The following is a 25,281-nucleotide window of genomic DNA, read 5'->3' as shown; positions in this document are numbered from 1 at the left end:
TGTCAGCGTCCCTTTCCGGTCTCGATCAACATCGTGACTCCCTCGAGGGCCGCGACGTAGCCGACAAAGGCATCGCCGCGAACCTCGAAATTCTTGAACTGATCGAAGCTGGCGCAAGCAGGCGACAGCATCACCGCGGACGGCATCGCGTCAGCCCCCGCATCCGCTGCGGCATGCGCCACGGCCTTTTCGAGCGTGCCGGAAATCTCATAGGGCACCGCCTCGCCGAGGGTTGCCGCAAACGCCGGCGCCGCCTCTCCGATCAGATAGGCCTTGACGATACGCGGAAAGAGTGGAGCGAGGCTTGCGATCCCGCCCTCCTTCGGCAGACCGCCGGCAATCCAGTAGATACGGCCGTAGCTGGAAAGCGCCGGCGCTGCGGCCTCCGCGTTGGTTGCCTTCGAATCGTTGACGAACACCACCTGCCCGCCCCCATGGCGCAACTGGCCGACCGGCTGCATACGGTGCTTGAGGCCTGGAAAGGATTTCAGCCCCGCACGGATGTCATCCCTGGAAACGCCGACTGCCAGGCAGGCGGCGATTGCCGCGGCGGCGTTCTGGGCGTTGTGGCTGCCTTTAAGCGTCTGGACGCCGTCGAGATCGACAAGCACCGCAGAGGTGCCGCCCTGCGCCTCGATGATCCGTGTGCCTTCGGCATAAAGTCCATCGGCCACGACGTTGCGCTTGGATATGCGTCTCACCGACACTCCAGCCCGTTCGACGCGGTCGGCGATCAGGGCGCAATGGGAATCATCGATGCCGATGACCGCAGTCTCGCTGCCGGCAACCAGCCGTTCCTTGATATCGGCATAATGCTGCATCGTGCCGTGCCGATCGAGGTGGTCCGGCGTCAGGTTGAGCAGGATGCCGGCCGTCGGATCAAGTGTCGGCGCAAGGTCGATCTGGTAGGAGGAGCACTCGACGACAAAGTAGCGCTCGGCCTTCGGCGGATCGAGCGTCAGGATGGCCGTGCCGATATTGCCGCCGAGTTGCGTGTCGCAGCCGCTCGATTTCAGGATATGAGCGATCAACGCAGTCGTCGTCGATTTGCCGTTTGTGCCGGTAATGGCAATGAAGGGGCAATCCGGCGCATGTGCCCGGCGCTCGCGGACGAAAAGTTCGACATCGCCGATGATCTCGACGCCTGCCGCACGGGCAAGATCGACGCTCCAATGCGGCTTCGGGTGGGTGAGCGGCACACCTGGCGATAGCACGAAGGCGGCCTGGGCCGGCCAATCGATGGTGTGCAGATCAGCAGTGGTGATCCCCTCGCCCGCAGCCTTCCCGACACTATCCGGATTGTCGTCCCAGGCGACCACCTTCGCCCCGCCGGCGACAAGCGCCCTGGCGGTCGCAAGTCCGGATCCGCCGAGCCCGAAAAGCGCGACCTGCTTATCCCTGAATGTGGTGACCGGGATCATCTTGGTCTCACCTGAGCTTGAGCGTCGAAAGCCCGAGGAGCGCAAGCCCGACGGCGATGATCCAGAAGCGGATCACCACCTGGCTTTCCGTCCAGCCAAGCTTTTCGAAATGGTGATGGATCGGCGCCATCAGGAAGACGCGCCGGCCGGTCATCTTGAAGAATCCGACCTGGATGATCACCGACAGCGTCTCTATGACGAAGAGGCCCCCGATGATCGCCATGACGATCTCGTGCTTGGTGGCGACGGCGACGGAGCCGATCAGGCCGCCGAGGGCCAGCGAACCGGTGTCGCCCATGAAGATTGCAGCCGGCGGCGCGTTGAACCAGAGGAAGCCGAGGCCCGCGCCGATCACCGCGCCAAGAATGACGGCAAGTTCACCCGTGCCGGGCACGAAATTGATCTGCAGGTAGTTCGCGAAGACCGCGTTGCCGGCGAGATAGGCGATCACGCCGAAGGAAGCCGCAGCGATCATGACGGGCACGATCGCGAGCCCATCGAGGCCGTCCGTCAGATTAACCGCATTGCCCGCCGCGACGATCACGAAGCCGCCGAACAGGATGAAGAAAAACCCGAGATTGAGGAGGAAATCCTTGAGGAAAGGAAAGGCGATCGACGTCCCGAGAACCGGATTGGTCGAAGAACCCGTCGCCAGCGCCACGCGCATCATGAAAAAGACGGCGATGCCGGCGATGACGAATTCGATGCCAAGCCGCGCTTTGCCGGAAAAGCCCTTCTCCGTCTGCTTCGTCACCTTCAGGTAGTCGTCATAGAAGCCGATCGCACCGAAACCGAGCGTGACGAGCAGCGTGGCGACCACATAGATGTTGGAAAGATCGGCCCAGAGCAGCGAACCGCCGAGGATGCCCGCCAGAATCATCAGTCCGCCCATGGTCGGCGTACCGGCTTTCTTGAAATGCGTCTGCGGTCCGTCGGCACGGATCGGCTGGCCCTTGCCCTGCCGGACGCGTAGCGAAGCAATGATCCGCGGGCCAAACAGGAAGACGATAAAGGCAGAGGTGAAGAGGGCCGCTCCCGTCCGGAAGGTGATGTATCGGAACAGGTTGAAGAATTGAATTCTATCCGCCAGTTCCACAAGCCAGATCAGCATTCAGGGCCCTTTCTCAAGCCGCGTCTAATTAAGAGTGGCGCCCCGTGTCGGGGAATGCCGGGTAGTTGTCAAGCAGGGCTGCGACGATCCTGCCGAAGCCAAGTCCAAGCGATGACTTCACCATGACGACATCGCCAGGCATCACCGCGCGCACCACGAAATCGGCCAGATCCGCCGTTTTCTCGCGGTATTCGACATGGACGCTTTCGGGGAGCGCGTCGCGCAGTGCCGCCATTTCCGGACCGGCGAGCCAGACATGCTCGACGCCGGCGGCAAGCAGCGGGCCTGCCAGATCCTCGTGCACCTTTGCCGAGAACTCGCCCATCTCCAGCATGTCGCCGAGCACGGCGATTCGCCGGCCGGCAAGTTCCGGTGTCGCGGATGCCAGGAGCGCGATCGCCGCCCGCATGGAAGCCGGATTGGCGTTGTAGCTTTCGTCGATCAGCGTCAGATGTCCCTCGCCGATGCCGAGGAGATGGCGTTCGCCCCTGCCCTTGACGGCCCTCAAGGCGGTAAGCGCCTCCATGGCCTTCGGCATGTCCGCTCCCATGAGGAAACAGGCGCCGAGCGCCGCCATGGCGTTTTCGGCGATATGGCGGCCTGCCGCACCGATATGGATTTCCGAAGTTTCCCCGTTCAGCACGGCCCAGACGGTCGAGCCTTCCGCATTGCCTTCGAAATCCGCCAGCCGGAAATCCGCCTTCGCATGCTGGCCGAAGGTGTAGACGTGGGATACCCCGGACTCTTGCGCCTGCTTTTCCAGGAAGTCGAACTGCTTGTTGTCCCGGTTGAGGATCGCCGAGCCGCCAGGTTCGAGCCCCTCGAAAATCTCCGCCTTGGCGGCGGCGATCTCTTCAAGGCTCGTGAAATGGCCGAGATGGGCGGCGGCGATCGTGGTGATGATCGCCACATGCGGACGCACCATTTTCACAAGCGGCCGAATCTCGCCCGGATGGTTCATGCCGATTTCGAAGACGCCGAAATCCGCATCCGCCGGCATGCGGGCGAGCGTCAACGGCACGCCCCAATGATTGTTGAAGGAAGCGACGGCGGCATGCACCTTGCCGGAGGGCGCCAGCACCTGGCGCAGCATCTCCTTCGTCGTCGTCTTGCCGACCGAACCGGTGACGGCGACGATACGCGCCCGGCTGCGGTCACGCGATGCAAGGGCAAGCCGGCCCATCGCGGCGAGCACGTCGTCGACGATGATCATCGGCACGATGAGCTTGCCCAATGCGGGAAGCTTCGCCTCGCTGACCACGATCAGCGGCGCGCCGTTCGCGACAGCCATGCTGGCGAAATCGTGGCCGTCCACGCGATCACCCTTGATGGCAAAAAAAGCCTCGCCATCGCCGATGGTGCGGCTGTCGATCGAAATGCCCGTGATGCCCTCGGGCAGGGTGCCGATCGGCCGGCCGCCCATGGCGGCCACCATCTCCTCCGACGTCCACAGAAAGCTCATGACTTCAGCTCCTCCAGCGCCTTGCGTACCTCCACATGATCGGAAAACGGCAGGATCGCCGCGCCGATCGTCTGGCCCTCCTCATGGCCCTTGCCGGCAACGATCAGAGTGTCGCCGGAATTGAGCATGCGCACGGCCTCTCGGATTGCTTGCGACCGGTCGCCGATCTCGATCGCGCCCGGCGCCGCGGCCATGATTTCGGAGCGGATCACTTCAGGAACCTCGGATCGCGGATTGTCGTCGGTGACGATGACGACGTCGGCAAGCCTTGTCGCCACCTCGCCCATGATCGGCCGCTTGCCCTTGTCGCGATCACCGCCGCAGCCGAAGACCACGATAACACGGCCTGTCGTAAAGGGGCGCACGGATGTCAGCACATTTTCCAATGCATCCGGCTTGTGGGCATAATCGACATAGGCGAGCGCGCCATCCCGTGTATGACCGACCAGTTCGAGACGGCCGGAAGCGCCAACCAGTTTTTCGAGTGCGGTTATGGCGACGGGAGCGGCCACGCCGGTCGACATGGCGAGACCCGCCGAGACCAATGCATTCGCAACCTGGAAGTCGCCGGCGAGCGGAATATCCACTTCGAAGATTTCGTCGCCGAAATGGACTTCGGCGGTCTGCTTGTGGCGGAAGTGCTCAACCCGCTTGAGGCACAAATAATTGCCCTTGCGGCCGACAGTGCGGACATCGAGGCCGGAGGCGGTGGCCACGCGGATCGCCTCATCAGACCATTGGTCGTCGGCAAAGATCACCGCCGGCGAACCTTTCGGCATCAGCGTATCGAAAAGCCGCATCTTGGCGGCCATATAGCTTTCCACCGTCGGATGGTAATCCATGTGGTCGCGGCCGAGATTGGTGAACGCGGCAGCCGAGAGGCGCACACCGTCGAGGCGGCTCTGGTCGAGGCCGTGGCTGGACGCCTCCATGGCGGCATGGGTGACGCCTTCGGCGGCAAGTTCGGCAAGCAGCTTCTGGAGTTCGACCGGATCGGGCGTCGTCAGCGAGCCGTAGTCGTTGCGGGTTGGAGAAACCACACCGGTGGTACCGATCTGAGCTGCGGCAAAACCGGCATACGCCCATATCTGACGGGTGAAGGAGGCAACCGAGGTTTTGCCGGCCGTCCCCGTTACAGCAACCATGGTTTCCGGCTGCGCACCGTAGAATCGAGCCGCGGCAAGCGCCAGCAGCCGGCGCGGATTGGAAACCACCAGAACCGGAATTCCCGCATCCGCCGGATGGCCAGCGATGGCCGCAACGGCACCACGGGCTGCGGCATCGCCGATATAGGCCGAACCGTCGGCCTTTGAGCCGGCAAGCGCGGCAAACAGCATACCGGGAATCACCTTGCGGCTGTCCGAGGCAAGGCCCCTCACATCGAGTTCACCTGCCGGTCCGGCCATGAGCTCCGCTATTTCCGGAAAATCCCGTCCGGCAAGGTCCCGCAATTTCATCGGCTGAATCTTCATTCTGAGTATCGTCCCCACGAATCGTAAGCCGATTTGTTATCGCTCAATAAGACACGAGCAGGGCAGAACCGTCATTGCCGAATTTCGGCTTTACACCGAGAATGGGCGCAGCTCGGCTGATGATCTCCTTGACCATGGGCGCGGCCGACGTCGCCGACAGCGCCGCGCCATTGCCCTTGTCGGTCTTCGGCTCGTCGGCAAAGCTCAAGACCACATATTGCGGATTGTCCATCGGAAAGGCCGCCAGGAAGGCGTTGAAGTTCTTGTCGTGCGCGTAGCGTCCGTTGACGACCTTGTCGGCGGTGCCCGTTTTTCCGCCGACGTTGAAGCCGGTGACACGGGCGTTCCTGCCGGACCCGTTGGCACCGTTCCACTCGAAAAGGAAGCGCATGTCCTTGCTGGTCGACGGCTTGAGCACCTGGGTTGCAACCTTGTCAGCCTCCTCGCGCGTGCGCGGCAGGAAGGTCGGCTCGATCAGCTTGCCGCCGTTGACGAGCGCCGCCCCTGCGACGGCCGTCTGCAGGGGCGTCGTCGAGACACCGTGGCCGAACGAGATCGTGATGGAGTTGATCTTCTTCCACGTGCGCGGCTGGCTGGGCTGGGCGACCTCCGGGAGCTCCGTCTTCATCTTGCTGAGCAAACCAAGCCGGGTCAGGAATTCCTTGTGCCCGTCGATGCCGACGGTATCGGCGATCTTCGCGGTCCCGATATTGGAAGAAAATTGGAAGATTTCGGGAACACTGAGCACTCGTCCCTTGCCATGGAAATCCTTGATGGTGAAACCGCCGATGCGAATCGGGAAGCGTGCATCAAACGTGCTCTGCAGGTTCACCTTGCCGGAATCGAGGCCCATCGCGATCGTGAAGGACTTGAAGGTCGAACCCATCTCGAACGTACCGTTCGACATGCGGTTGAACCATCCTTCCTCACCACCCACGGCGGGATTGTTGGGATCGAAATCCGGGGCGGAAGCCATGCCGAGGATTTCTCCGGTATGGACGTCGATGACGACAGCTCCGGCTCCGATCGCGCGATATTTGGCGATCGCTTCAACAACCACTTCGCGAACGATGGACTGCACGCGAAGGTCGATCGAAAGCTTCACCGGTTCGAGAGGCTGGTTCGACGTCATTCCGACGGCTGTAAGGTCCGCAAGCCCCTGACTGTCGACATAACGCTCCATGCCGGCAACGCCGCGGTTGTCGATATTGACGTAGCCGACGACATGCGCGGCCGTCGCTCCGCCGGGATAGAAGCGGCGCTTCTCCGGCCGGAAGCCGATCCCCGGAATGCCGAGCGCCAGGATCTGGCTCTGCTGTTTCGGCGTGAGCTGGCGCCGGAGCCACTGGAAGCGCGAACTGGATTTGAGCTTCGAATAGGTCGACTTGACGTCGAGATCGTGCAGCACGGTCGAGAGTTTCTCGATCACCTCGTCCGCATCAACGATCTTGTGCGGCTCGGCAAACAGCGAAACCGTCCGGATATCGGTCGCCAGTACCTCGCCATTGCGGTCGACGAGATCGGGACGAGAAGCCATGAGCCGATCGGCAGGCAGGATACTGGACGTCGTAAGCGGTTGCGCCACACCATATTGCACGAGACGTCCGCCGATGACGCAATAGAAAACGGTGAACCCGGCAATCAGCAGGCCGACGCGATTCTTCGCCTGGTTGGCCTTCCGCTTGCGGGTGCCCTCGAACGAGGCGCCACCCGACGAAGAATAACCGCGACTGCCGGCGGAAAAATGCGCCCGGCTCTTCAAGACCATGATGCGAGACAGGAAAGACATCAGCGGTTCACCGATCCAGTAGAGATGACTTCGACGGAGCCGCGCGGCAGCGGCACCGGGATTTTCTGGGCGGGCTTTGCCTTGGCGGCTGCAACACCCTTGAGCGCGGCGGCAACCTCGCTGCTCTTGCCGGCGATGATATCCTCGATCGTCGTTTCCGGCTGCGGCAGCGCCGATCTGGGCATCGGCAGTTCTTTTGGCATGGCAAGCTGGGTCGGCTCGGTCGGAGCCAGGCCGAGTTCCGAATTATAGACCTTGATCAGCCTGTGGAGACGGTTCGGCTGGGTGAGCAGCGCCCAGTCCGCCTTCAGAAGATCGATCGTGTCCTTCTCCAGCTTGATTTCCGTCTCCAGCCGGCGGACCTCGGCAAGCTTCTCGTCGGCGCGATGTTTGATCGTGTAGGTAACGACCGCGGTCGCCGTCATGATGCCGATCAGAACGAGATCGAAGCTTCTGAGCATTCCGTTAGGCTCCCATCTTTGCAATGCTGGCGAGATCGGGCAGATCGAAAATCGACATGTCGACCGGACGCGGCGCCGCGTCCGTACGAATGCCGGCGCGCAATTTGGCAGAACGGGCCCGCGGATTGGCTTCCGCCTCCTCATCGCTGGCGGCGACCACCGATCTGCCAAGCGTCTCAAAAACGGCAGGCTTCGCCTCGACCATCGGCAGATGTCGCGAACCGGAAACCTTGCCGGAGCGATCGGCGAAGAACTGCTTGACGATCCGGTCTTCGAGGGAATGAAACGTGACGACCACGAGCCGGCCACCAGGCTTCAAGGCACGCTCCGCAGCAAAAAGAGCCTGGGCGAGTTCACCGAGTTCATCGTTGACGAAGACGCGCAGCGCCTGGAAGACGCGCGTCGCCGGATGGATCTTGTCCTTGGCCTTGCGCGGATTGACGCTTTCGATCAGGTTCGCAAGATCGCGTGTCGTGGTGAAAGGCTGGGATGCGCGGCGCTTTTCGATAGCCCGAGCAATACGGCCCGCCTGCCTCTCCTCGCCCAGGAAACCGAAGATGCGGGTGAGATCGCTAACCTTGGCGCGATTGACGACATCGGCGGCCGAGACGCCTTCAGCCGACATGCGCATATCGAGCGGGCCATTTCTCTGGAAGGAGAAGCCGCGCTCGGCTTCATCGATCTGCATCGACGAAACGCCGATATCGAGAACGACGCCATCAACCCCGCCCTGCGGCGCATGGTCTGCAAGCCGGGAAAACTGAGAATGAATGAGCGTGAGGTGATCTTGATTGGCATCGACAAGAGCCTGACCGGCGGCAATCGCAGTCGGATCCCGATCAAGGGCAATCACGTCGGCACCAGCGGCAAGGAGGGCGGACGTATACCCGCCCGCCCCGAATGTGCCGTCCAGAATAAGCTTGCCCGACCGGGGATCGAGAGCATCGAGGACTTGCCTCAGAAGAACCGGAATGTGGCGAACCGGTCCGCCGTCGGGCTCGGTTGTTCCCTTGCCTGGATTCGCCGCCATTCCGCACCCCTGTCCTAGACGGGACGCGAACTCAGACGCCCCTCTCTTGCCGCCGCCTGCGCCGCATGGAACGCCTGCGGCTGCCAAAGCTGAAAATGATCCGAGCGCCCGACGAAGGTCACTTCCGAACTGATTCCCGTGAAGTCGCGGATAAAATCCGTGACCATCAGCCGGCCCTCCGCATCGAGCCTCATGAAGACGCCGCCACCGTGGACCAGCAGCGACATCCGGTTCGCGTCCGGCGAAAACGGATCCACGGAAGCGATCTGCCGTTCGTAACGATCGAGCAGGTCCGGCCCTCCGACGCTGATCGCCGGATAGACGAAATCCTGGAGACAATAAAGCTCCTGAATTCCGCGCTCCGAAAGAACCGAACGGAAACTCGCCGGAACGGAGACCCGCCCCTTCGCATCGATCCTGTTCGTCGCATTCGACAGGAAGCGGCTCATCACACCGAACATCCGCCCCATTCAAATCCAGGGCGAAAAACCGCCCGCCCGTACGCACCGCACCAGACACAGCTTCGCCACCCGAATGGACGACAAGCCATCCGGCCCGAAGACCGAAACTCTGGGATTTACGGGCGATCATCCGCCCTTGCACAATGCAGCTTTGGGATACCATGGGACCATATGGGCGTCAATGGGAGAAGCCCCGCTAGCTGCTCCCAAACCGGATTTATTTATAAGCCGTTAAGTTTAACAAAGGGTTATTGAAGCCGATGGAGGAACCGCCTTGAGCAGGCGCTGCAAGTCGATCTGGCGCAACGGTTAAAGCGCCGCAGCCAAAAGAATTTTCTGAAGCTCTAATGGAAAACCACGGCGATAACCGGCCACCGGCGAACAGCCTTCGGCAGGCCGTGCGCGTTAGGCGCAATCCGCCTGCCGGCCCGCGCGGATCGACGGATCCCGGAATGATACGACGGGGCCGTCAGATCGCTTCATATTGCAGACGCCTCGTGTTGGGGATAAAATTGGATAAAATCCGCACCAAAGGGAGACGATGCCAGTTGGCCTGTAAGCCGGGTTCTGTATGGCCCCGATGCGAACACCGGAACGCGGCAGCCATTCATCTGGGACGATGCTTGCACATCGCCTCGCGCAACCCACCCGGATGACTGGCCCGGAAACCGGCTGTGGCCACGCTTTCGCGTAGGCCCGCGTCATCCCTATTCGGTCTTGCTCCCGGTGGGGTTTACCGTGCCGCCCCTGTTACCAGAGGCGCGGTGGGCTCTTACCCCACCCTTTCACCCTTACCCCGCCGTCTCAGCCGCTTGCATTCCAAGCGGTTGAAAAGGCGGGGCGGTTTCCTTTCTGTGGCACTTTCCCTGGGGTCGCCCCCGCCGGATGTTATCCGGCACCGTGTTTCCGTGGAGCCCGGACTTTCCTCACCTCACCGCCTTTCGGCATTGGTAAAGCGCGGCTGCCCGGCCAACTGGCATGCGGTCCATAAACGAGATAGGGATCGAACACCAGAGTTTACAGATAATCCGCTGAAAAATCCGTCGAATAGGCGTCATCCACGATCCGCCCGTGGAAGATCAGCTCAGCTCCAAGCCGGCCGATCTCGTCCGAACTCTTGGCTGCCGCGCCGCAGCCGCCGCTCAGGATTCCGATACGGCCTGCCTCCGTCATGGCGATGGCCGGATAATCCGTCGGCGTGAAGGAGGTGACGCAGGCCGCCATTGAATTGCGGGAAAGGTCGAGCGAGGGCATCAGGCGTGCCATGACCTCCGTCAGATGGGCCCGGGTGCTTTCACGACCGCCGGAGCGAAACCAGGCGCGGATATCCGGTTCAGACGGCAGCAGCAGATCGTCCGGATCGCCGCCGATCTTGAGATAGATCCTGCCGTCCGGATAACGCACCGGCGGCAGGAGATAGATGCCGTCCTCCGCCTGGTTCCATTTCCAGATCAGTGACGGCACCTTGCCGAAAATGTCCATCGCCGCCTCGTCCACCTCGAAGAAGGCCACGGTGCGGGCATAAACCTTCAGATCAAGACGCCGCGGCAACAGATTCTCGTTGATGGAAAATCCGCCGGCGGCGACGAGGACCTTTTCGGCTGAATAGCTGTTGCCCTCAACGGTGGTGACGGTAACCGCATCGCCTTCCTGGCGCACAGAGAAGACAGTCTCCGCGATAATCGCGGCGCCTTGCCTTTCGGCGAGCAGCGCCTGGGCCTTCACCAGCCGGCGCGGATTGATATGACCGGCATTCTTCGACTCCCAGACGCCCTCGCTCTCGCCCGGGAAGCAGAAGAACGGAAAACGGTTTGCGAGACCGGCGTCGGTCAAGGTCTCGGTCGCGACCTCCAGCCTGTCAGCCGCATCAAGGACATTGCCGACATAGGACGGCCCGTCGGCCCGCTTCGGCCCCACGATCAGGCAACCGGATTCGGAGTAAAAATCGATACCGCTCTCGGCGGCGATCTCGCCATAACGGGCGATGGAACGATTGGCGAGGTGCGCCCAGACAGGGTCGGGATCGATCGTCCGGGTAATGCGCGCCTCGTCGTAATGGCTGGCAAACACGCCTTCATGGCGCTGATGGTCGGCAGGTTCGCCCGGACCGATCAGCGCGACGCCGTTGGTCCATTTCGAGAGGTAACGGGCCGCAGCAGCCCCCATCATGCCTCTTCCGATGACGATGTATTTGAACCGCGCCGTCATGCCCTGCCCCTTTTCTCGATTCCACCGGCCGAAGTGCCCTCTATCGAAGCACTTCTAGCCGTTTTCGGAATCAAAATGCCACAGGCGAAAGCGACGCAGTCTGTTGCTTCGTTTCCAGGATCGCCTCCACCCGGCTGCAATAACGCTTCGAGACGGGATTCATGCGCTTGGCTCCGTGGCCGGCATTGTATCTGAGAATGGTGCCGCAGGTTTTCCCATCGCCGAGCTCGTGAGCACCTGCGAGATATTTCATGCCGAAGCGGATATTGGTTTCCGGGTCGTAGAGGCCGTAGTCCGGCCCTTCATATCCCATCAACCGCGCCGTCGCCGGCTTGATCTGCATAAGACCGATCTCGCCGGCCTTTCCCTTGACCGTGGGGCGGTAATTGCTCTCGACCTGGATCACTGCATTGGCGAGCTCGACGGGGACGTCATATTCATCGGCATATTTCTCGATCAGCTTTGTATAATGCGTCTGCCGGACGAGGCGTTTGTCCGCATCCGTCGGCGCCGCCAAACCGGTTTCGCGCGTTTCCCAGGGAACTTTGGAAGTGTTGGTGGAGGTTTTGACTTCGCTGCCATCCTGAGCGCGCACGAATTCGGTTTCCGCGGCAAGCATGGCAAGGCCCGCCGCGGCAGCAATGATCAGTTTTTTCATCGAATAAGAATGTCTCCGAACCAACAGGCTCGCGGATATCATGACGCAGATACCCTCGCCGCGTCGCCGGACAGACGGCGCAGCGTTCTACGAAACCTGATCGTTTATCTCTGCAACCCCGTCCTACCTGGCGGCTGCGCTAACGGGTTCTTTAGAAAGTCTTAATAAGGAAATGATGTGGCAGCGCAAAATTTTTGCTGGAAACGCAGGATTTGAAGCCTCGTCCTGCAATCAGACATGGCTGTATTTCGGCAGAGCCTTCAGCAAGCGATGCAGTGTATCAATCGTGGAGAAATCAGCGATACCGTCCACGAGCAAGGGCCGGAAATGTCGCTGGAAAGCTTCAACGACACCTTTCGTCCGCTCACAGAAGTTCCCTGTAATTTCAATGTCGTACCCATAGAGCGACAGCATGGACTGCAACGCTTCGATGGGTTGACCACTTTCGCCGTACTGGAAGAAGCGCCCGCCGCTGATTTGTGTTGGATCGATCCAGTGACCAACGCCGGCAAAGTGCAATTCCTGCCAGGGGAAATTTTCACCCGGATCGACCTTGCGGATCGGTGCAACATCCGAGTGTCCGAGCACCCTTTCGGCCGGAATTCCCCATCTTGAGCCGCAGTCCCGACACAATTCGACAACGGCGCTGATTTGCGTATCGGGAAAGCCGGGTAGGCCACCGGGATGTCCAGGATTGGCAACCTCGATCCCGATGGAACAGGAGTTGATGTCCGTTTCTCCCGCCCAGCAGCTTTTGCCCGCGTGCCAGGCCCGGCGCGCCTCGGGCACGAGTTGCACGACACGCCCGTCCTCACGGACGAAATAATGGCTGGAAACCTGACTTTCCTCGCGGCAGAGCCAGTCGAGCGCGCCGTCGGCACTGCCCATGCCGGTATAGTGCAGAAGGATCATGTCGGGCTTGCGCCCGTTCGCGCGTTCACCATGATTGGGAGAAGGCATGACCGAAGCGCCGGCATAATCGGCGGTGAACAACGTCATGCAGCGCGGCGCTCTTTCGCAATCGTCGCATAAGCCGCATTGAGAGCGGCCATCCGCTCGTTGGCGGCCGCATGCAGTGCAATCGGTACGCCGCGAGCGATCAGCCGGTCCGGATGATGCTCGGACACCAGCAATCTGTATTGCTTGCGGATATCTGCGAAATCGTCTTCCGGCGAAACACCGAGTACCAGATAGGGATCGGCGCCATCGAGGTGGACATGGCGCGCCATGATGCGGCGGAAATGAACCTCGTCGATCCGGAAGATCTCAGCGATCCGGGCCACGAAGGCGAGTTCCTTCTCATGCACCAGGCCATCCGCCTTGGCGATGTGGAACAGGCCGTCGATGACATTTTCCAGCATCGGGCAGTTTTCCGAGGCACCCGAGCTGCACAGACCTGCAAGCTTCGTCGCATAGGCCTCGTAGCCGGCCACGTCCTGACGCGCGAGATTGTAGAGCCGCGCGACGTTGCGCGCCTCCTCGTCCGGGAAGTCGAAAATCTGCTGGAAGGCCTTCACCTCCGCCTCGGTCACGATTCCGTCGGCCTTCGCCATCTTCGCGGACAGCGCTATGATCGCCACTGAAAAGGAAACCTTCCGGCGCGTTTCGGGATCGCCTTCGAACACCGTGCGGATCGCCTCGACCACGCGGCCGAGCACGCTGCCTGCCGCATCGCCGATCGCGCCAAGGAGCCGTTCCCAGAGGGAGGAGATCTGCAGACAGGAAAAATCGAAAATCATTACTGCAATGGACCAGATTATCCCTGCGATTGCAAGGAGGTGGGTGGTCCGTCTCGGATTAAACTATGTTCATGTTTTCCGAACAATCACCACCGATCACCGATCGGTTACCGTGCATCCCACGCTACGGGCGATCGCTGGGCAACCGTTTTCCACAAGGGCGGCCGGCGCGCAGCGTGGTTGAATCGATTATATTCCATCCTCCGGGGTCGCTGAACGGAAGCTTCGGTTTTTCTTGAGAAATTCACTTTACAGGGGGGCCATCTCTGGCGCATCCATTTCTTCGTTTTTTGAGCTGTACGCGAAAGCGTCAAGGAGGAACGATGGCCAAACAGAAAGTAGCAATGTTGACCGCCGGAGGCCTTGCGCCCTGCCTGTCTTCCGCCGTCGGCGGGCTGATCGAACGCTATAACGACATCGCGCCCGAGATCGAGATGGTCGCCTACCGCTCCGGGTATCAGGGCGTGCTTTTGGGCGACCACATCGAAATCACCCAGGACATGCGCGAAAAGGCCTATCTCCTGCATCGCTACGGCGGCTCGCCGATCGGCAACAGCCGCGTGAAGCTCACCAATGCCGCCGACTGCGTCAAGCGCGGCCTCGTCAAAGAAGGCGAAAACCCGTTGCGCATCGCCGCCGACCGCCTCGCGCAGGACGGCGTCACCATCCTCCACACGATCGGCGGCGATGATACCAACACGACCGCAGCCGACCTCGCCGCCTATCTTGGCGCCAACGGCTACGACCTGACCGTCGTCGGCCTGCCGAAGACGGTCGACAACGACGTGGTGCCGATCCGGCAGTCGCTCGGTGCCTGGACCGCGGCGGAAGTCGGCGCACATTTCTTCGACCACGTTTCCAACGAGCAGAGTGCCGCCCCTCGCACACTTGTGATTCACGAAGTGATGGGACGTCACTGCGGCTGGCTTACCGCCGCGACGGCCCGCGCCTATATTCAGAAGACTAGGAACAATGAATATGTCGAAGGCCTGATGATGAACACGGCGATGAAGAACATCGATGGGCTCTACCTGCCCGAGATGGCTTTCGACCTCGACAAGGAGGCCGCACGCCTCAAGGACGTTATGGACAAGCGCGGTTTCGTGACGCTCTTCGTGTCGGAAGGCGCCTGCCTTGACGCAATCGTCGCCGAGCGGGAAGCCGCCGGCGAGGCCGTCAAACGCGATGCCTTCGGCCATGTCAAGATCGATACCATCAATGTCGGAAACTGGTTCCAGAAGCAGTTCGCCGCGCTTCTCGGCGCCGAACGCTCCATGGTGCAAAAATCCGGCTATTTCGCACGCTCGGCCCCGGCGAATGCCGGCGATTTGATGCTGATCAAGGGCATGGTCGACCTTGCGGTGGAAAGTGCGCTGAACAAGGTTTCAGGCGTGACCGGCCATGACGAAGACCAGAACGGAAAATTGCGAACGATCGAATTCCCGAGAATCAAGGGTGGAAAACATTTCGATCTGACGGCAAAATGGTTCGGCGAAGTGATGGACTATATCGGCCAGCCTTTCGCCGAGGCTTGATATGTAAAGGACACCAACGGGTGTTCTGGAGGGAATGGAATGACGGCTGATACCTGGCTCGCTTTTGCCGCGACCGCGATCTTTCTCGTCCTTCTTCCGAGCCCCCTCGCCTGCCTTGCTGCCAGCTTCTCGCTTCAGCGCGGCCGCCGCACGGCGGTCGCCACGATCCCGGGCTTTGCCGTCGGATTATCGGCCGCCTTGATCATGGCCGTCATTCCGCTCGCAGTCGTCGCCCTCTATCTGCCTCGTCTGTTGGAGACGCTTTCCTGGGCAGGTCTCGGCTATCTGATGCTTTACGTGCTCTGGTCCTATCAGGATCCGCGGATCTCGGGCCTCGTCGCCGATAACGACAACCTCCCCGAATACCGGGCCGCCCGGATTTTTGGTTGCCTGTTCGGCAAATCCGCCTTCGGCCCGCGTTACGCCATTGTCCTTGCCGCCGCGTTGGCGCAGTTCATCGACCCAAGTCGCCCGCTCCTGCCGCAATTCCTCGAAATGCAGGCGACATTTCTCGTCTGTGCGGTGTTCGGAGCCGGAATCCACGTGCTTTTCCCCCGCCGCGTGATCGGCCGCAAGCGCCGTATCCCTGCCCTCAATTCAGCCTCGCGCAAGCCGCAGATGCGATTCATCTCACGGCGCGCGGTTACTGCGGGTTACCGCAGGATTGCCGCATAGCGGGCCTGTCTTGCCGGCCGCCGTCCAATAGGTTAATGGAAATGCTCTTTCGGTGGCATTTGGGCGGACTGGGGTAACCAATTCTTCATGAAGGCGACTCAATGGCGATAATCCGATTGCTCGGCCGCGGGACGGCGGTGGCGTGCGCCATATCTTCAGCTCTTGCCGGATGTTCCAGCGTCGAACGAGAGCCCCGGCTGGCGGCGACTCAGACGACGACCCCGGCGAACGGCCAGCCAGCCGGATCGATGCAAACGGCATCCGCCGACGGGGGATCGGTCATCCAATACAGGTCCGACCTTCCGGTTGGCCAACAGCCCCAGACGGCCGCTCAGGTAGCCGCCGCAGCACAACTCGCCGGCACCCAGCCGACAATCGCACTTGCCAAGTCAGGCAGGCTTGCTGTTCCCGTCCCGCCTGCAGTCGAAGCGGCATCTGTTCAGACGGCTGCGATGGCGTCTCCGACCATGGCTCCGCTCGTCGCCTTCGCGCCTGCAGCGCTTCCGGTGCAGCCGGCGACGCCGGCGACATCCACCGCCGTAGCATCTGTTGCGGCTGCCCCCGCACCTGTTCCCGCGACGTCCACCATTCTTGCCGCTTCCAAAAGTGGTCGTATCACCTCTCCTCTGGTCGCACCCGCCGTTACGGAAGGCAGGATCCAACCGGCCGCCGCTCAGGCGATCGCGCTCGACGAGCCGGAGCTCACGCCGGACATGGTGGCGCTGCAGTCGGTCGTCCCCACGCCACGTCCGCAGCGGCCGGATACCACGACGCTCGCCTACGCCGCCCAGCCAAAGGCTGTTGCTGCGCTCTCTGCCATGGAATTTCCGCCCGCTCCCGGCGATCCGCTGCCGGTAACCGCTTCCGACGCGCCGCCGCAGCTGAACATGCTCATCAAGCGTTATGCCGGCATATATGGCGTGCCGGAATCGCTCGTTCATCGCGTCGTGCATCGTGAGAGCCGCTACGACCCCAAGGCCTATCACAAGAACGGCTATTGGGGCCTCATGCAGATCAAGTATTCGACCGCAAAATCGATGGGCTATGAAGGTCCGCCGGAAGGCCTGCTCGACGCCGAGACCAATCTCAAATACGCCATCAAATATCTGCGCGGCGCCTGGCTCGTCGCCGACAATAAGAACGACAATGCCATCAGGCTCTATGCGCGAGGCTACTATTACGACGCCAAGCGCAAGGACATGCTGCACGTCCTTCAAAAATAAGGATCCGCGGACAACGGCGCCTCAGGGCGCCGTCACTGTTCTGGTGATTTCCGCGACAAGCGGCAAGGGACTGTAAGGTTCCCAGTCCGGTGTCAGTCCGAGCCGCACGACGACAAGATCAAGCGACGGAATGACCACCACATTCTGGCCATCGTGCCCGTCGAGGAAAAACGCGTCGGCGGGGAGTCCGCTGCTGCTGGCGGGCAGCCAGGTCTGCATCTTCGAATAGCGGCCATTCGAAGTCCGGTTCGGCTCATGCATCTCACCGACGAAACCTTCCGGCAGGATACGATTGCCGTTCCACATGCCATCATTCGCGAGGAGCAAACCCAGCCGCGCCCAATCACGCGCCGTGGCGTACATATAGGAACTGCCGACAAACGTGCCGGCTTCATCCGTTTCCATCACCCCACTTGTCATGCCGAGCGGATCGAACAGCGCCTTGCCGGGATAGGCGAGCGCAGCCGCCTTGTCGCCGAGCCTGTCCATCCAGACCCTCGACAATATCACGCCCACGCCGGAGGAATAGTTGAAGCGAGAGCCTGGGTCGCCTTCGAGGGGCTTAACGATAGCGAAATTCGCCATATCCGGCTCAAGGTAGAGCATGCGTGTGACATCCGCGACCGTGCCGTAATTTTCGTTGAAGGCAAGACCGCTTTCCATCGCCAGCAGATCGGCGAGCCGGATATCGGCACGCTTATCGTCCTGCCATTGCGGGAAAAGGCTCCTGTCCTCCAGCGAAAGCCTGCCGTCGCGGATCAGCGTGCCGATGATCGTGGCGGTGACCGTCTTGGTCATCGACCAGCCGAGCAGTGGCGTATCCTTCGAAAAACCGGTCCCGTAAGCCTCGCCGACAATCCGCCCGTTCTTTACGACCACCACCGCCCGCATATTCGGTCCAACGAGATCGGTATCTGAAAGAAGTTCCGCAACCTTCTGGTCGGATTCAATTTTCCCGCCTTCCGGCCAGAGACCATTTTCATCAGCCGGCCGCGGCGCGGCATGACTCAATCTCAATGCAGCAGACGGATTGCCGTCCGGTGTGACGGCGCAGCCCAGGCCTTCGCGGTAGACCGCGTCATTGCCGGCGATGAAGCCAAGAAGGGCCGCACGCACGCGCTTGTCCGCCGGGTCGACGGAAACCCGCATAAGCTTGAGAAGCGGATGCCCCGGCGCCTGGACATCGACGGCCAGGACCTCATCGCTATCACGTCCTGCAAGGAACACATTGGAGCACACGATCTTCGCCGCGTAGCCGCTGCCGACGCGGAACAATTCCGGCGGCACTGTGTAAAGCCCGATTCCGAGGCCGATGAGACCGACGACGACAACGCCCAAAACGATCTTCACAATCCGGATCAACAACCGCATGCCCGTCTCCCGTTGCGCACGCCGCATGCAATCAGGATTCTCCCTATCGTGGAAGGGCCTTTCGGACATCCGCAACCCGCAGGCCACAGGCTGCGTCATCAATCTGTTGCACGACGGGTTTACACGCGCTGAAACCTTGAACAGGCGGGATTCGACCATGGCGGATATTGCACAGGAAGCCGGTTTTCGGAAAAACCAGAAGCTGAAGGACGCGCTTCTGCAGCATAAGGCTCTTTCGCGGCAGGGTTTTTCGGAGAGGCTTTTCGGGCTGCTTTTCTCCGGCCTCGTCTATCCGCAGATCTGGGAAGACCCGGACGTCGATATGGCGGCGATGGAGCTTGGCGAGGGGCACACGATCGTGACCATCGGCTCCGGCGGCTGCAATATGCTCGCCTATCTCTCCCGCTCTCCGAAGAAGATCGACGTGGTCGACCTCAACCCGCATCACGTGGCGCTGAACCGGCTGAAGCTTGCCGCCTTCCGCCATCTGCCCGGACATGGCGATGTCGTGCGCCATTTCGGCATGGACGGGGTGCGCTCCAACAGCAAGAGCTACGATGCCTTCATCGCTCCGAACCTCGATATTGCCACCCGCGCCTATTGGGACAAACGGTCACTCTCGGGCCGCCGCCGCATCGAAGTCTTCGACCGCAATATCTACAAGACGGGCTTGCTCGGCCGGTTCATCGGCGCCGGCCACGCCATCGCCCGCCTGCACGGCATCAATCTCAAGGACATGGCGAACGCGCGCTCGCTACGCGAACAGCGCCAGTTCTTCGACGACCGCGTAGCCCCCCTCTTCGACAAGCCGCTGATCCGCTGGGTTACGAGCCGCAAGAGTTCGCTGTTCGGCCTCGGCATTCCACCGCAGCAATATGACGAACTGGCGAGCCTGGCATCGGATGGCTCGATCGCGCCGGTTCTTCGCCAGCGCCTCGAAAAGCTCGCCTGCCATTTCCCGCTCCGTGACAACTATTTCGCCTGGCAGGCCTTCGTCCGCCGCTATCCGAAGCCGGAGGAAGGCACGCTGCCGACCTATCTCAAGGCCGAGAATTATCGCGCCATCCGTGGCAACGCAGAGCGTGTCACCGTCCATCACGCCAGCTTCACGGAGCTTCTGGCGCAGAAGGCGGCCGCAACCGTCGATCGCTACGTGCTGCTCGACGCGCAGGACTGGATGAACGATCAGCAGCTGAACGACCTATGGTCGGAAATCACCCGAACGGCCGCTCCGGGCGCTCGGGTGATCTTCCGCACGGCCGCGGAAAAGAGCGTGCTCGATGGCCGCCTTTCTCCCGCCTTGCTCGATCAATGGCTGTATCTGGAGGCGCGTTCCCACGAGCTCAACCTTCAGGACCGCTCGGCGATCTACGGCGGCTTCCACATCTATGTGAAGAGAGCCTGATGGCGACGGATATGGCGAGCGCTTCCTTGTCCCACGATCATGCCGAACGCATGGACCGGATGTACCGGTATCAGCGCCATATCTACGATCTTACCCGCAAGTATTATCTCTTCGGGCGGGATCGGGCGATCGGCGGGCTGCATGTTCCGCCCGGCGCGACGCTGCTCGAAGTCGGCTGCGGCACGGGCCGCAACCTCCTGCTCGCTCACCGGCACTATCCGACCGCCAAGCTCTACGGTCTCGATATTTCCGCCGAAATGCTGGAGAGTACCCAAGCCAATTTCCGCAGGAAGCCGGTCGCGCCGGAATTCCGCGTCGCCGACGCCACCAGTTTCAAGGCTGGGGATTTCGGCGTTTCAGGGTTCGACCGCATCCTGATCTCCTATGCGCTGTCGATGATTCCCGACTGGGAAAAGGCAATCGATGCCGCCCTTGCGGCGCTGGCGCCGAGCGGCTCGCTGCATATCGTCGATTTCGGCCAGCAGGAACAGCTGCCCGGCTGGTTCGGGCGGCTGCTCAAGGCCTGGCTCACACGCTTCCACGTGACACCTCGCGCCAACCTGCACGCGGTGCTCGAAAGCAGGCTGACCGCGGCAGACGCCGATATGATCTTCGAGGAGATCGGCTGGGGTTATGCCTGGTATGCGGTCATCCGCCGGCGCGGCTGAACCGGCTCGTCATGGTGCCGCCGGCACGAATCCCTCTTGCCCTAACCGACTTTTTACGACGATATGGCGAATATGGGCTTTGCGCTTCCCGTGTGTTGCTTCGCGGGCAAGTGGCTTCCTGCACAGCATCAACACGGGACATCCATGCCTCGGCTCCTTCTCGCCCTTATTGCGACCGCGATCCTCGGGACGGGCTGTACGTCCACCGACTATGATTTCGTCGAGACTGCATCGGTCAAGAAACTGCCGTTCAAGGACAGCGATCCGCAGGACTTCGGCAAGAATCATCCCGGCCGGCACGAAGTCCACGGAATCGATCTGTCCAAATGGAATGGCGACGGCATCGATTGGGCGACCGTGAAGAAGTCCGGTATAGCCTTCGTCTTCATCAAGGCGACCGAGGGCAAGGATCGCATCGATCCGACGTTCGAAAAGAACTGGCGCGGTGCCGCGGCTGCCGGAATCCCTCACGCGCCCTATCATTTCTATTATTTCTGCTCGACACCCGACGAACAGGCCGACTGGTTTATCGCCAATGTGCCGAGGGGAGCCGTCACCCTGCCGCCGGTGCTTGACGCCGAATGGAACCACGCCTCCCCGACCTGCAAGCTCCGGCCCGATTCAGCGACCGTGCGCGACGTCTTGCAGCGTTTCATGGACCGTCTCGAAGCCCATTACGGCAAGCGTCCGATCATCTATACATCGGTCGACTTCCACCGGGACAATCTGGTCGGCAGCTTCAACGACTATCAATTCTGGTTGCGGTCAGTTGCCGCCCATCCGGGCGAAATCTATGCCGGCCGCCGGTGGGCCTTCTGGCAATATACCTCGACCGGCGTTGTGCCGGGCATCAAGGGCGAGACAGATATCAACGTTTTTGCAGGCACGGCCAAGAACTGGAACAGCTGGGTTGCGACCGTCAGCGACAACAAGACCGTCGCCTCTGCGGAATAGCCATCTGGCGCTGTACGATGCGTTGCGGTAATAACTGCGGCAGCCGCACCAATGCCCACGTTTCGGTCACAAATCTTTCGGAAACGGGCGGTGCTCATTCACTCTGGGAACCCCGAATGTCCTCCGTATTTGTCCGCCGCCTTGCCTTCGCCTCCGTCATCACCGGTTGTCTTGCTTCAAACACGCTCGCCCAGACGCCCGCGCCAGGCTGCGGCGGCGATCTCGGAGCCTTCCTCGAAGGTGTGAAGGCGGAAGCCGTTGCCAAGGGCATTCCGGCGAGCGCCGCCGATGAGGCGCTTGCCGGCGCGCAGATCGACCAGAAGGTGCTCTCCCGCGATCGCGCCCAGGGCGTTTTCCGCCAGACCTTTCTCGAATTCTCGCAGCGCACCGTGAGCCAGGCCCGCCTCGACATCGGCCGTCAGAAACTGAAGCAATATGCCGATGTGTTTGCCCGTGCGGAACGCGAATTCGGCGTAGCCCCCGGCGTCATTACCGCCTTCTGGGCCATGGAAACCGATTTCGGCGCGGTCCAAGGTGATTTCAATACGCGCAATGCACTGGTGACACTGTCGCATGACTGCCGCAGACCCGAACTCTTTCGCCCGCAACTCATCGCCCTGATTGAAATGGTGCAGCATGGCGACCTGAACCCTGCCACCAATACCGGCGCCTGGGCGGGCGAGGTCGGACAGGTCCAGATGCTGCCTGAGGACATTATCGCCTATGGCATCGACGGTGATGGCGACGGCCATGTCAACGTCAAGGGCAGCGCGCCGGACGCCATCCTGACGGCGGCAAAATTCATCCAGAGTCTCGGCTTCAAGGCCGGTCAGCCCTGGATCCAGGAGGTAACACTTCCGGAAAGCCTCCCATGGGAAAAGTCCGGGCTTGGCAACGAGATTCCGGCAAGCGAATGGTTCAAGCTGGGCGTGACCCCGCGCGACAATGACACGAGCTTCGGTGACCTACCGGCGGCGCTTATCCTGCCGCAGGGCCGCAAGGGACCCGCCTTCCTCACATACCCGAATTTCGGCATCTACCTCGAGTGGAACCAATCCTTCATCTACACAACTTCCGCCGCCTATTTTGCGACCCGGCTTTCCGGCGCCCCGCCCTATCTGAAAGGCACGCCCGACCTGGGCCTGGACGATACCGGCATGAAGGCGCTGCAGACCAGGCTCGAAGCGCTCGGGCACGACGTCGGCAAGGTGGACGGCATCCTGGGCTCGGGCACGCGCACCGCGGTCCAGAAGGAACAGGCACGGCTTGGCATGCCTGCGGACGGTTGGCCGACCCAGGCGCTTCTGTCGGCCCTGTGAGCAAGCGGTATCCTATCATTCAAGATTCGGGTGGCGACTCCGTGATTTGACGGCTATTCCTCGCTTCAATGAGAGGGAGAACCGCATGACGAGCGCCACCAATCCGAAGCCCAGTGCCTCCGCCTGGGCGCTTATCCTGTTGCTCGGACTGATCTGGGGCGGCTCATTCTTCTTCGCACGCGTCGCGGTCCTGGAAGTACCGCCCTTCACTCTGGTATTCCTGCGCCTCTTCCTCGCGGCGCTCGCCCTGCATATCTATCTCCATGGCCGTTTCGGCCTCTATGAGACGCTTGCAACCCATTGGCGCGCATTCCTCGTCATGGGCTTCGTCAACAATGCCCTGCCCCACACGCTGATCTTCTTCGGTCAAACCGAGATCGGCGCAGGCCTTGCCTCTATCCTCAACGCCACCACGCCGATCTGGACGGTGCTGATCGCCAATCGCTGGACGACGGATGAAAAATTGACGACGGCAAAACTGGCAGGCTGCCTGACCGGCCTGGCCGGCACGGCGGTGCTGATCGGTCCGAGCGTGACGGATGCCGCCTCTGCTCCCCTCTGGGCGCTGGTGCTGCCGGTGCTTGCAGCAGTCTCCTATGGCGTCGCCGGCACCTATGGCAAGCGCTTCCGCAGCCTGCCGGCACCGGTATCCGCGACGGGACAACTGACCGCCTCGACACTGATCATGCTGCCCGTCTCGCTCATCGCCGACAGGCCGTGGATGTTGCCCGTGCCATCCGCCCATGCAGTGCTGGCGATCCTGGCTCTGGCGCTTCTTTCAACCGCTTTCGCCTACCTGCTCTTCTTCCGGATTCTGAGCATGGCGGGTGCCACCAATGCCTCCCTCGTGACGCTCGTCGTTCCTCCGAGCGCCATCCTGCTGGGAGCGCTTTTCCTCGGCGAACGGTTGGGGATGACTGATCTGATCGGCATGCTGCTGATCGGCCTCGGCCTCGTTTTGCTCGACGGAAGGCTTCTTCGCTATCGCAGCAATCAGCCGAAGAAAGTCTCGTAAGAGGACGGAACCCTCACGAAATATGACGGATATTAACAGTCGTGTACCGGTTTTTAACTTTTGCCGCACGAATCTTCGTGGGACATTTAGGCAATATAATCAGTTATATATAGAAAGAAGCCGTGAAACTTGTTTCGTTCCCAACGGCAGTGCAGCATAGAATCTGCTTTCCAAGCGCCACGAAAACGACATAAAATTTAACGGTCAACGCAAGGAGGCAGACATGGGACGTACATACTCTCTGAATGTCCTGATAGTCGGTGCAGCGTTCGTGTTCGTGGTATCCATGCTCTTCATCTGAGCCGCCACGAGGTTCCCACTAACAGGTCATATATCTCGCATCCGTGACCGTTTGATATCAGCACTTCCAATGAAACGCATGCTCCCCGCAAAGGAGCATGCGTTTTTCATTTTCAGGCAGCGGCAATACGAGGGCTGCTGATCTGTCGACGCCCGAGGCGTTGCAACACGGCGGAGACGAGCGGCGCACGGTTCATCGTATAGATGTGGAAATCGCGGATACCGCGACGGCCCAGATCCTCCATCTGTTCGGCGGCGATATCGGCGGCAACCTTTTCACGTTCCTCGGGCTTCTCGTCCAATCCTTCGAATCGGGCGTCGAGAAAAGCCGGCACGGAGGAGCCGCAGCGCCTGGCGAAGCGCTTGAGCTGTGTCAGGTTCTGGATCGGCATGATACCCGGGACGACGGGAATGCCGATTCCGGCCGCCCGAACCTTTTCGAGGTAGCGCTCGAAGATATCATTGTCGAAAAAGAACTGGCTGAGCGCCCGCGCAGCACCCGCATCCGCCTTGCGCTTCAGAGTGTCGATATCTGCCGCGAGATCGGCACTTTCCGGATGCTTTTCGGGATAGGCGGATACCGACACATCGAAATCCCCATATTCCACCAGGGCGCGCACCAGATCGGCCGTCTCGGCAAAGCCTTCGGGATGAGGAGCATAGGCCGTGCCGATCCCGCTGGTCGGATCACCGCGCAACGCCACGATGCGCCGAACTCCGGCGGCGCGGTATTCCTCGATGACGGAGCGGATTTCGTCACGCGAAGCATCGACACAGGTCAGATGCGCCGCCGTCGGAAGCTTTTCCTCGCCGATCATCCGCGTCACAGCCGCAAGCGTCGGTTCCTTGGTGGAACCGCCCGCGCCGTAAGTCACGGAGACGAAATCCGGGTCCCAGCCGGAGAGCTGTTCGACGGTTTCCCAAAGCTGGATTTCCATCTCATCCGACTTCGGCGGAAAGAATTCGAAGGAGACGCTGAAAGATTCGCGGTGTGCGGTCATGGA

22 protein-coding genes and 1 other RNA gene are annotated in these 25,281 nt (G+C 61.2%); 8 read left to right on the top strand and 15 right to left on the bottom strand.

All coding sequences use genetic code 11. The features are described 5' to 3' along the window. Positions 1-2: 2 nt before the first annotated feature. The 13 genes from murD to ABK249_RS16280 all read right to left on the bottom strand — a co-directional run bounded on the left by murD (position 3) and on the right by ABK249_RS16280 (position 13,812). On the bottom strand, positions 3-1,421 hold the full coding sequence (murD, locus tag ABK249_RS16340; protein ID WP_227703064.1) for a UDP-N-acetylmuramoyl-L-alanine--D-glutamate ligase: 1,419 nt from the start codon (positions 1,419-1,421) through the stop codon (positions 3-5). A gap of 7 nt (positions 1,422-1,428) precedes the next feature. Next, positions 1,429-2,532, bottom strand: a complete 1,104-nt coding sequence (mraY, locus tag ABK249_RS16335; RefSeq protein WP_227703065.1) for a phospho-N-acetylmuramoyl-pentapeptide-transferase — start codon at positions 2,530-2,532, stop codon at positions 1,429-1,431. Between the two features lie 28 nt (positions 2,533-2,560). Continuing rightward, on the bottom strand, positions 2,561-3,994 hold the full coding sequence (locus ABK249_RS16330) for a UDP-N-acetylmuramoylalanyl-D-glutamyl-2,6-diaminopimelate--D-alanyl-D-alanine ligase (RefSeq protein ID WP_348863347.1): 1,434 nt from the start codon (positions 3,992-3,994) through the stop codon (positions 2,561-2,563). Next, positions 3,991-5,451, bottom strand: a complete 1,461-nt coding sequence (locus ABK249_RS16325) for a UDP-N-acetylmuramoyl-L-alanyl-D-glutamate--2,6-diaminopimelate ligase (RefSeq protein WP_227705146.1) — start codon at positions 5,449-5,451, stop codon at positions 3,991-3,993. Before ABK249_RS16325 ends, ABK249_RS16330 begins: the two co-directional genes overlap by 4 nt. Before the next feature lie 58 nt (positions 5,452-5,509). Further along, a complete protein-coding gene (locus ABK249_RS16320; RefSeq protein ID WP_227703067.1) occupies positions 5,510-7,255 on the bottom strand; it encodes a peptidoglycan D,D-transpeptidase FtsI family protein in 1,746 nt (581 codons plus the stop codon). Continuing rightward, positions 7,255-7,716, bottom strand: coding sequence for a cell division protein FtsL (ftsL, locus tag ABK249_RS16315; protein ID WP_227703068.1), 462 nt, complete (start codon positions 7,714-7,716; stop codon positions 7,255-7,257). The genes ABK249_RS16320 and ftsL overlap by 1 nt, the downstream gene beginning before the upstream one ends. 4 nt (positions 7,717-7,720) lie before the next feature. Beyond that, on the bottom strand, positions 7,721-8,746 hold the full coding sequence (gene rsmH, locus ABK249_RS16310; RefSeq protein ID WP_227703069.1) for a 16S rRNA (cytosine(1402)-N(4))-methyltransferase RsmH: 1,026 nt from the start codon (positions 8,744-8,746) through the stop codon (positions 7,721-7,723). Positions 8,747-8,760: 14 nt separating this feature from the next. After that, positions 8,761-9,195, bottom strand: coding sequence for a division/cell wall cluster transcriptional repressor MraZ (gene mraZ, locus ABK249_RS16305; protein ID WP_227703070.1), 435 nt, complete (start codon positions 9,193-9,195; stop codon positions 8,761-8,763). A 552-nt stretch (positions 9,196-9,747) separates the two neighbouring features. Further along, positions 9,748-10,184, bottom strand: an RNA gene (rnpB, locus tag ABK249_RS16300) — RNase P RNA component class A. 40 nt (positions 10,185-10,224) lie between these two features. Beyond that, positions 10,225-11,415, bottom strand: coding sequence for an NAD(P)/FAD-dependent oxidoreductase (locus ABK249_RS16295; RefSeq protein WP_227703071.1), 1,191 nt, complete (start codon positions 11,413-11,415; stop codon positions 10,225-10,227). A 70-nt stretch (positions 11,416-11,485) separates the two neighbouring features. Further along, positions 11,486-12,073: a lytic transglycosylase domain-containing protein gene (locus tag ABK249_RS16290; protein ID WP_227703072.1), complete on the bottom strand. Its 588-nt coding sequence runs from the start codon at positions 12,071-12,073 to the stop codon at positions 11,486-11,488. Between the two features lie 231 nt (positions 12,074-12,304). Beyond that, positions 12,305-13,072 (bottom strand): N-acetylmuramoyl-L-alanine amidase, encoded by a 768-nt coding sequence (locus ABK249_RS16285; protein WP_348863346.1) that lies wholly within the window; start codon positions 13,070-13,072, stop codon positions 12,305-12,307. Beyond that, the gene (locus tag ABK249_RS16280; protein WP_348863344.1) at positions 13,069-13,812 is read right to left on the bottom strand and encodes a DnaJ family molecular chaperone; all 744 of its coding nucleotides are present in this window, start codon (positions 13,810-13,812) and stop codon (positions 13,069-13,071) included. The genes ABK249_RS16285 and ABK249_RS16280 overlap by 4 nt, the downstream gene beginning before the upstream one ends. 323 nt (positions 13,813-14,135) lie before the next feature. Here ABK249_RS16280 and ABK249_RS16275 point away from each other — a divergent pair, with 323 nt between their 5' ends. From ABK249_RS16275 to ABK249_RS16265, 3 genes are all read left to right on the top strand, one after another. Then, on the top strand, positions 14,136-15,347 hold the full coding sequence (locus tag ABK249_RS16275) for a pyrophosphate--fructose-6-phosphate 1-phosphotransferase (RefSeq protein WP_227703074.1): 1,212 nt from the start codon (positions 14,136-14,138) through the stop codon (positions 15,345-15,347). 39 nt (positions 15,348-15,386) lie between these two features. Continuing rightward, positions 15,387-16,022 carry a LysE family translocator gene (locus ABK249_RS16270; RefSeq protein WP_348863343.1) on the top strand — a complete coding sequence of 212 codons (636 nt, stop codon included), beginning with the start codon at positions 15,387-15,389 and terminating at the stop codon, positions 16,020-16,022. Between the two features lie 101 nt (positions 16,023-16,123). Beyond that, on the top strand, positions 16,124-17,245 hold the full coding sequence (locus ABK249_RS16265; protein ID WP_348863342.1) for a transglycosylase SLT domain-containing protein: 1,122 nt from the start codon (positions 16,124-16,126) through the stop codon (positions 17,243-17,245). A gap of 21 nt (positions 17,246-17,266) precedes the next feature. Here the strand turns inward: ABK249_RS16265 and ABK249_RS16260 are convergent, their stop codons facing one another. Further along, on the bottom strand, positions 17,267-18,616 hold the full coding sequence (locus ABK249_RS16260; RefSeq protein ID WP_348863341.1) for a serine hydrolase domain-containing protein: 1,350 nt from the start codon (positions 18,614-18,616) through the stop codon (positions 17,267-17,269). 157 nt (positions 18,617-18,773) lie between these two features. On the opposite strand from ABK249_RS16260, the gene ABK249_RS16255 reads away from it, so the two are divergent. The 5 genes from ABK249_RS16255 to ABK249_RS16235 all read left to right on the top strand — a co-directional run bounded on the left by ABK249_RS16255 (position 18,774) and on the right by ABK249_RS16235 (position 23,977). Continuing rightward, on the top strand, positions 18,774-20,021 hold the full coding sequence (locus tag ABK249_RS16255) for a BtaA family protein (protein ID WP_348863340.1): 1,248 nt from the start codon (positions 18,774-18,776) through the stop codon (positions 20,019-20,021). Beyond that, complete coding sequence (locus tag ABK249_RS16250; RefSeq protein ID WP_348863339.1) at positions 20,021-20,689, top strand: class I SAM-dependent methyltransferase; 669 nt, start codon at positions 20,021-20,023, stop codon at positions 20,687-20,689. The genes ABK249_RS16255 and ABK249_RS16250 overlap by 1 nt, the downstream gene beginning before the upstream one ends. Positions 20,690-20,833: 144 nt before the next feature. After that, positions 20,834-21,643, top strand: coding sequence for a glycoside hydrolase family 25 protein (locus ABK249_RS16245; RefSeq protein WP_037147554.1), 810 nt, complete (start codon positions 20,834-20,836; stop codon positions 21,641-21,643). 116 nt (positions 21,644-21,759) lie between these two features. Beyond that, positions 21,760-22,962 (top strand): lytic murein transglycosylase, encoded by a 1,203-nt coding sequence (locus ABK249_RS16240; RefSeq protein ID WP_227703081.1) that lies wholly within the window; start codon positions 21,760-21,762, stop codon positions 22,960-22,962. Between the two features lie 85 nt (positions 22,963-23,047). Further along, the gene (locus ABK249_RS16235; protein ID WP_227703082.1) at positions 23,048-23,977 is read left to right on the top strand and encodes a DMT family transporter; all 930 of its coding nucleotides are present in this window, start codon (positions 23,048-23,050) and stop codon (positions 23,975-23,977) included. A 413-nt stretch (positions 23,978-24,390) separates the two neighbouring features. On the opposite strand, the gene metF is transcribed toward ABK249_RS16235, so the two are convergent. After that, on the bottom strand, positions 24,391-25,278 hold the full coding sequence (gene metF, locus ABK249_RS16230) for a methylenetetrahydrofolate reductase [NAD(P)H] (RefSeq protein ID WP_227703083.1): 888 nt from the start codon (positions 25,276-25,278) through the stop codon (positions 24,391-24,393). Between the last annotated feature and the right edge of the window lie 3 nt (positions 25,279-25,281).

Source organism: Neorhizobium phenanthreniclasticum, assembly GCF_040066075.1.
Classification (GTDB): Bacteria; Pseudomonadota; Alphaproteobacteria; order Rhizobiales; family Rhizobiaceae; genus Neorhizobium; species Neorhizobium petrolearium.
Note: the sequence above shows the minus strand (reverse complement) of the source record. Positions and strands in the feature narration are given on the sequence as shown.

Excerpts from the sequence above, each read along its gene's own strand:
- murD (WP_227703064.1), bottom strand. The coding sequence starts at position 1,421 with ATGATCCCGGTCACCACATTCAGGGATAAGCAGGTCGCGCTTTTCGGG.
- mraY (WP_227703065.1), bottom strand. The coding sequence starts at position 2,532 with ATGCTGATCTGGCTTGTGGAACTGGCGGATAGAATTCAATTCTTCAAC.
- ABK249_RS16330 (WP_348863347.1), bottom strand. The coding sequence starts at position 3,994 with ATGAGCTTTCTGTGGACGTCGGAGGAGATGGTGGCCGCCATGGGCGGC.
- ABK249_RS16325 (WP_227705146.1), bottom strand. The coding sequence starts at position 5,451 with ATGAAATTGCGGGACCTTGCCGGACGGGATTTTCCGGAAATAGCGGAG.
- ABK249_RS16320 (WP_227703067.1), bottom strand. The coding sequence starts at position 7,255 with ATGTCTTTCCTGTCTCGCATCATGGTCTTGAAGAGCCGGGCGCATTTT.
- ftsL (WP_227703068.1), bottom strand. The coding sequence starts at position 7,716 with ATGCTCAGAAGCTTCGATCTCGTTCTGATCGGCATCATGACGGCGACC.
- rsmH (WP_227703069.1), bottom strand. The coding sequence starts at position 8,746 with ATGGCGGCGAATCCAGGCAAGGGAACAACCGAGCCCGACGGCGGACCG.
- mraZ (WP_227703070.1), bottom strand. The coding sequence starts at position 9,195 with ATGAGCCGCTTCCTGTCGAATGCGACGAACAGGATCGATGCGAAGGGG.
- ABK249_RS16295 (WP_227703071.1), bottom strand. The coding sequence starts at position 11,415 with ATGACGGCGCGGTTCAAATACATCGTCATCGGAAGAGGCATGATGGGG.
- ABK249_RS16290 (WP_227703072.1), bottom strand. The coding sequence starts at position 12,073 with ATGAAAAAACTGATCATTGCTGCCGCGGCGGGCCTTGCCATGCTTGCC.
- ABK249_RS16285 (WP_348863346.1), bottom strand. The coding sequence starts at position 13,072 with ATGACGTTGTTCACCGCCGATTATGCCGGCGCTTCGGTCATGCCTTCT.
- ABK249_RS16280 (WP_348863344.1), bottom strand. The coding sequence starts at position 13,812 with ATGATTTTCGATTTTTCCTGTCTGCAGATCTCCTCCCTCTGGGAACGG.
- ABK249_RS16275 (WP_227703074.1), top strand. The coding sequence starts at position 14,136 with ATGGCCAAACAGAAAGTAGCAATGTTGACCGCCGGAGGCCTTGCGCCC.
- ABK249_RS16270 (WP_348863343.1), top strand. The coding sequence starts at position 15,387 with ATGACGGCTGATACCTGGCTCGCTTTTGCCGCGACCGCGATCTTTCTC.
- ABK249_RS16265 (WP_348863342.1), top strand. The coding sequence starts at position 16,124 with ATGGCGATAATCCGATTGCTCGGCCGCGGGACGGCGGTGGCGTGCGCC.
- ABK249_RS16260 (WP_348863341.1), bottom strand. The coding sequence starts at position 18,616 with ATGCGGTTGTTGATCCGGATTGTGAAGATCGTTTTGGGCGTTGTCGTC.
- ABK249_RS16255 (WP_348863340.1), top strand. The coding sequence starts at position 18,774 with ATGGCGGATATTGCACAGGAAGCCGGTTTTCGGAAAAACCAGAAGCTG.
- ABK249_RS16250 (WP_348863339.1), top strand. The coding sequence starts at position 20,021 with ATGGCGACGGATATGGCGAGCGCTTCCTTGTCCCACGATCATGCCGAA.
- ABK249_RS16245 (WP_037147554.1), top strand. The coding sequence starts at position 20,834 with ATGCCTCGGCTCCTTCTCGCCCTTATTGCGACCGCGATCCTCGGGACG.
- ABK249_RS16240 (WP_227703081.1), top strand. The coding sequence starts at position 21,760 with ATGTCCTCCGTATTTGTCCGCCGCCTTGCCTTCGCCTCCGTCATCACC.
- ABK249_RS16235 (WP_227703082.1), top strand. The coding sequence starts at position 23,048 with ATGACGAGCGCCACCAATCCGAAGCCCAGTGCCTCCGCCTGGGCGCTT.
- metF (WP_227703083.1), bottom strand. The coding sequence starts at position 25,278 with ATGACCGCACACCGCGAATCTTTCAGCGTCTCCTTCGAATTCTTTCCG.